The following is a 3,734-nucleotide window of genomic DNA, read 5'->3' as shown; positions in this document are numbered from 1 at the left end:
CGGCAAAATATTTCAGCTGGCGTTTTATATGCTCCTCTCCAAGGATCTCATCGAGCCCGTCCGGCCGATACTTCTCTATCCAGAGCATCAGGCCAACCTCTCTCTCATCTCTCTCAATGCATCTGCAAGGAATTTCTGGTTATCGATCGAAGCCGCTAATGTATGTAGATCTCCAGCCATCTCAGTTCCACAGGCTTCTGTGATCGCAGGGAGTGCACGGGTCAGTTCATCGATAATCGGAAGTGTGGCAAGCCGGGCGGTTCGTGAGAGCGGATTTAGGTCGATTGCAATGACTACCCTTCCCATCTTCCGGAGCGCCTCGCACCGGTCTCCATCCTCAAGCGCAACCAGAATGAGATCGGCAGATCCTATACCCTCAGGCAGGCAGAGGCCGCGATCATGGGCAAGCGGGACGAGCCGCTCGCATTCACCCATCAGCACCTCCACACCATGAGCGGCAAGGTGATCTGCAACCTGCTGCATCCTCTCCTCAGTCCGGTGAAAGAGATTCACTTCAACTGCCACTCCTGTCCTCTTCTGAAACACTGCTATCTCCTCTGCTGCAAGGGCGGCGCAGTTCCCGTTCACCGAGAAGACGGGACGAACTGCAGAGAGGATCAGCCGGGAGGCGAGACGCTCTGCTTCAGCTGCACTTGCAGTCGTCCGCTCACCAATCAGGTAGTCAAATGCCTCACCCCGTCCATGTGCCGCAAGACCCTCAAGCGAGACAAGACCGCTCCGGGCAGCCGCAGCAAGAGATTCACGGACCATGAGTGACTTGTATCGGGGATGGTTTTTGGGGATCATCCCTTCACCTCAAGAATTATTGGTCCTTCATCTGCAACGGAGGTGACATACACTTTTCCAAACTGCGAAAGAACTGCCTCTGATTCCTCCCCAAAAGCAAAGACACCCTCACCCAGCATCGTCATGGATGCAGGAAGATTCGCATCATCACAGGCAGAGAGGATGGAACGGACCTGATGCGTTATCAGGCCGGATGCCTCAGCAAACTGCCGTGAAAGTTTGAAAAAATCATCGATATCTGCCGGACATCTACCGGGATATGCCAAGGCAACCCGTTTCATGGATTCTGGAGAAGAGAGCACCTGCTGTGTGGAGATTGGGGAGAGGCTGATTATGGCAATCTGCTCGTCATGAACAGGAAGTCTGTGTGCAACTCCCCCTATACCGGGTGCTGTACGGCAGACGAGTCCTCCGCCAAGCTCTGCTGCCACATCACCAAGTCCGTTTCCATGCATAACTTCAATCTCATGCGCAAGGCGGGCAATTTCCGGCATTCCCATTGAGAGAGAGAAAAGTTCATCTGCTGCAATAATTGTTGCCAGAAGGGAGGCGGCAGAGAGTCCAAAGCCAGAGCCTATCGGAAGGAGGGACTCTGTCCTTACCAGAGCACGCACCCCAATCCTCTCCAGTGCTTCCTCAATCGAGGGGGATCCGATCGTCTCCACCCCATCTGCAACAACGAGAACCTCCGTCTCTCCTGACCGCTCCACGGTAGCTGTCACTCCTTGGCTGAGGACAAGTCCGGCGCCGATGCTTCCGGTATCTTCAGGCGTCTCTCCCATAATCCTTGAGAAGTAGCCGGATATATGGCCCGGTGAGAAGGCTTTCACAGACGCCGGCATAGCTCGAAGGCAACCTCCTCTTTTGTTGAAACAGAAACATCAGGACCATCTCCCATGATCAGAAATGATCCCGTGGTAGAGCCCATCACCGAGGGGGGGTTGGCAACAACCAGTGACGCCCCGCGCCTCAGAAGCTCGCGTCCTTCAGCAGCGGCATCATCACCCAGCTTAAACCCGATTGTCGTGATAGCCGGATTTGATAGCGCGAGATCGATTATTTTGGGAAGAGGATGGAGTGCGATCTCCTGTTCTTTACCGGATGGAATCTTGCCTCTAATCCGGTCAGGTGCAAAATCCGAGATCGCAGCCGCACTGATGTAGATATCAATCCCAAGGTCAATTTCTGCCCTTACCGCCGCCATCATCTCACCAGCTGTTTCCACGGTCACATTCCGGACAGCCGGAAAGATACCTGAGTGAATGACGGTGACATCCGCGCCAAGCCTGAATGCTTCAAGGGCAATTTCACGGCCCATCAACCCGGTAGAACGGGTGGTCAGGACACGGACATCATCAAGCGGCTCGCGGCAGGCACCGCTTGTGATCAGCACTTTCTTTCCGGCAAGCGGCTTGCCAAGCACCGCCCGCTCGGAGCGGAGGACGATTTCGTCGATAGTGGCGATCTTTGCCTTCCCCTCTTCGATCAGTGGAGGAATAACTTCTATACCATATCCTTTCAGGATCTCAAGATTCTTACATACCGCTGGGTGGCGGTACATCGAATGGTGCATCGCAGGAGAGAGAACAATCGGCTGGCCGCTTCCAAGAGCAGTGGTTGCAAAGGTGGTTACAGGCGTATCATCGATTCCACAGGCGATCTTTCCGATCGTATTTGCCGTGCAGGGTGCAATCAGAAGGAGATCGGCCTGTCGTTCATCACCACAGTAGATCACATGCTCGACATGCCCTGTGATTGTGGTGATCGTATCCCGTCCGGTTGCATAGGTGAGGGCTTCAGGACTGATGATTCCGGCAGCAGCTTCCGACATAACCGCCTGCACATCAGCCCCTTTCCTCCGCAGTTCATGAGCCAGACGGACACAGTCAACTGCGGCGATGCTTCCGGTGACAGCAAGTACAATCAGTTTCCCTTCCAGTATCCGCCTCATCCAATCACCAGATCCATTACGCTATGCCATATTTTGGGGGCATATTTCTTTATTCTATGCACAGTTATGTCGGCACCGAATCCGGATTCGGATAGAACATTTCGAATTATCGTTTCATCGGGCTTCAGTGTGTGGAGATGGATGACACTGCCACTTCCGACATGTGGAAGCACGGTTTCCAGATACCCTGCTGCATCAAAATGCCCCATGATCACCCGATCATACCTGCCGGAGAGGAGATCCCGGCAGTCACCGCAATCAGCAGTAATCCGGTGCATAAGATCATTCTCCCGGATATTTTTCAGGAGGTATCCATAGGAATCCAGGTTAATCTCCATCGCGTGCACACACCCGCCGCCAGCAGCCGCCGGCAGAGTGAAATACCCGATTCCAGCGAACATATCTGCAATCCGCTCTTCTCTCCCTGAGGATGATATAAGAGATCGTATCCTCTCCTTCTCTCCCCTGTTTCCCTGTGAGAACATCACTTTTGTTGGATCAAGGTGGTATGCAATCCCGGATTCGCGATGAAGCACCTCATGGGGAGTGCCTGCAATCACTTCGTATGAGGGGATTCTGAGTGATCCTGCATGCGCTGGAATAAAGAGAATACATGAAGGATCTTCACGGGATCTGAGATCGGCGATATCATCAGCTGAAGGCCGTTTTCCATGGAATACGATCGTATCGCCAAGCCGCTGGTATCCCCGCCCCCTCCTCTTTCTATCCGGGATAACAGTATCATACGCCTCACCTTCCAGGACTGGGGCATAGACAAGATCCCCGTCCCGATACGGCCGCTTTTTTGGGTCAACCCAGGAGAGTCCGGAGAGTGAAGGGAGATCCCCGGGAGAGAGTATCCGTGCACGCATCAGTACCCAACCACAACCAGCATCTCACCATCGCGGAGGATGGTGACGGCTCCCCCTGCCTGCGTATGGCAGCCCTTTGGAGATGGGATCTCAAGAGGTAGATG

The 3,734-nt window shown here is 53.9% G+C and carries 4 protein-coding genes; all 4 read right to left on the bottom strand.

All coding sequences use genetic code 11. From position 1 onward, the window contains the following. Positions 1-87: 87 nt before the first annotated feature. The 4 genes from QCH34_RS08645 to QCH34_RS08630 are packed head-to-tail and all read right to left on the bottom strand — an operon-like array spanning position 88 to position 3,630. On the bottom strand, positions 88-807 hold the full coding sequence (locus tag QCH34_RS08645) for a 4-phosphopantoate--beta-alanine ligase (RefSeq protein WP_300332914.1): 720 nt from the start codon (positions 805-807) through the stop codon (positions 88-90). Then, the gene (locus QCH34_RS08640; RefSeq protein ID WP_300332911.1) at positions 804-1,649 is read right to left on the bottom strand and encodes a GHMP kinase; all 846 of its coding nucleotides are present in this window, start codon (positions 1,647-1,649) and stop codon (positions 804-806) included. Before QCH34_RS08640 ends, QCH34_RS08645 begins: the two co-directional genes overlap by 4 nt. Beyond that, positions 1,634-2,758 (bottom strand): bifunctional phosphopantothenoylcysteine decarboxylase/phosphopantothenate--cysteine ligase CoaBC, encoded by a 1,125-nt coding sequence (gene coaBC, locus QCH34_RS08635; protein WP_300332908.1) that lies wholly within the window; start codon positions 2,756-2,758, stop codon positions 1,634-1,636. The genes QCH34_RS08640 and coaBC overlap by 16 nt, the downstream gene beginning before the upstream one ends. Further along, positions 2,755-3,630, bottom strand: a complete 876-nt coding sequence (locus QCH34_RS08630) for an SAM-dependent methyltransferase (RefSeq protein WP_300332905.1) — start codon at positions 3,628-3,630, stop codon at positions 2,755-2,757. Before QCH34_RS08630 ends, coaBC begins: the two co-directional genes overlap by 4 nt. Positions 3,631-3,734: the final 104 nt, after the last annotated feature.

Origin of the sequence: Methanocalculus sp., assembly GCF_029762515.1 — an archaeon.
Taxonomy (GTDB): Archaea; Halobacteriota; Methanomicrobia; order Methanomicrobiales; family Methanocorpusculaceae; genus Methanocalculus.
This window is presented reverse-complemented; position numbering and strand designations above follow the sequence as displayed.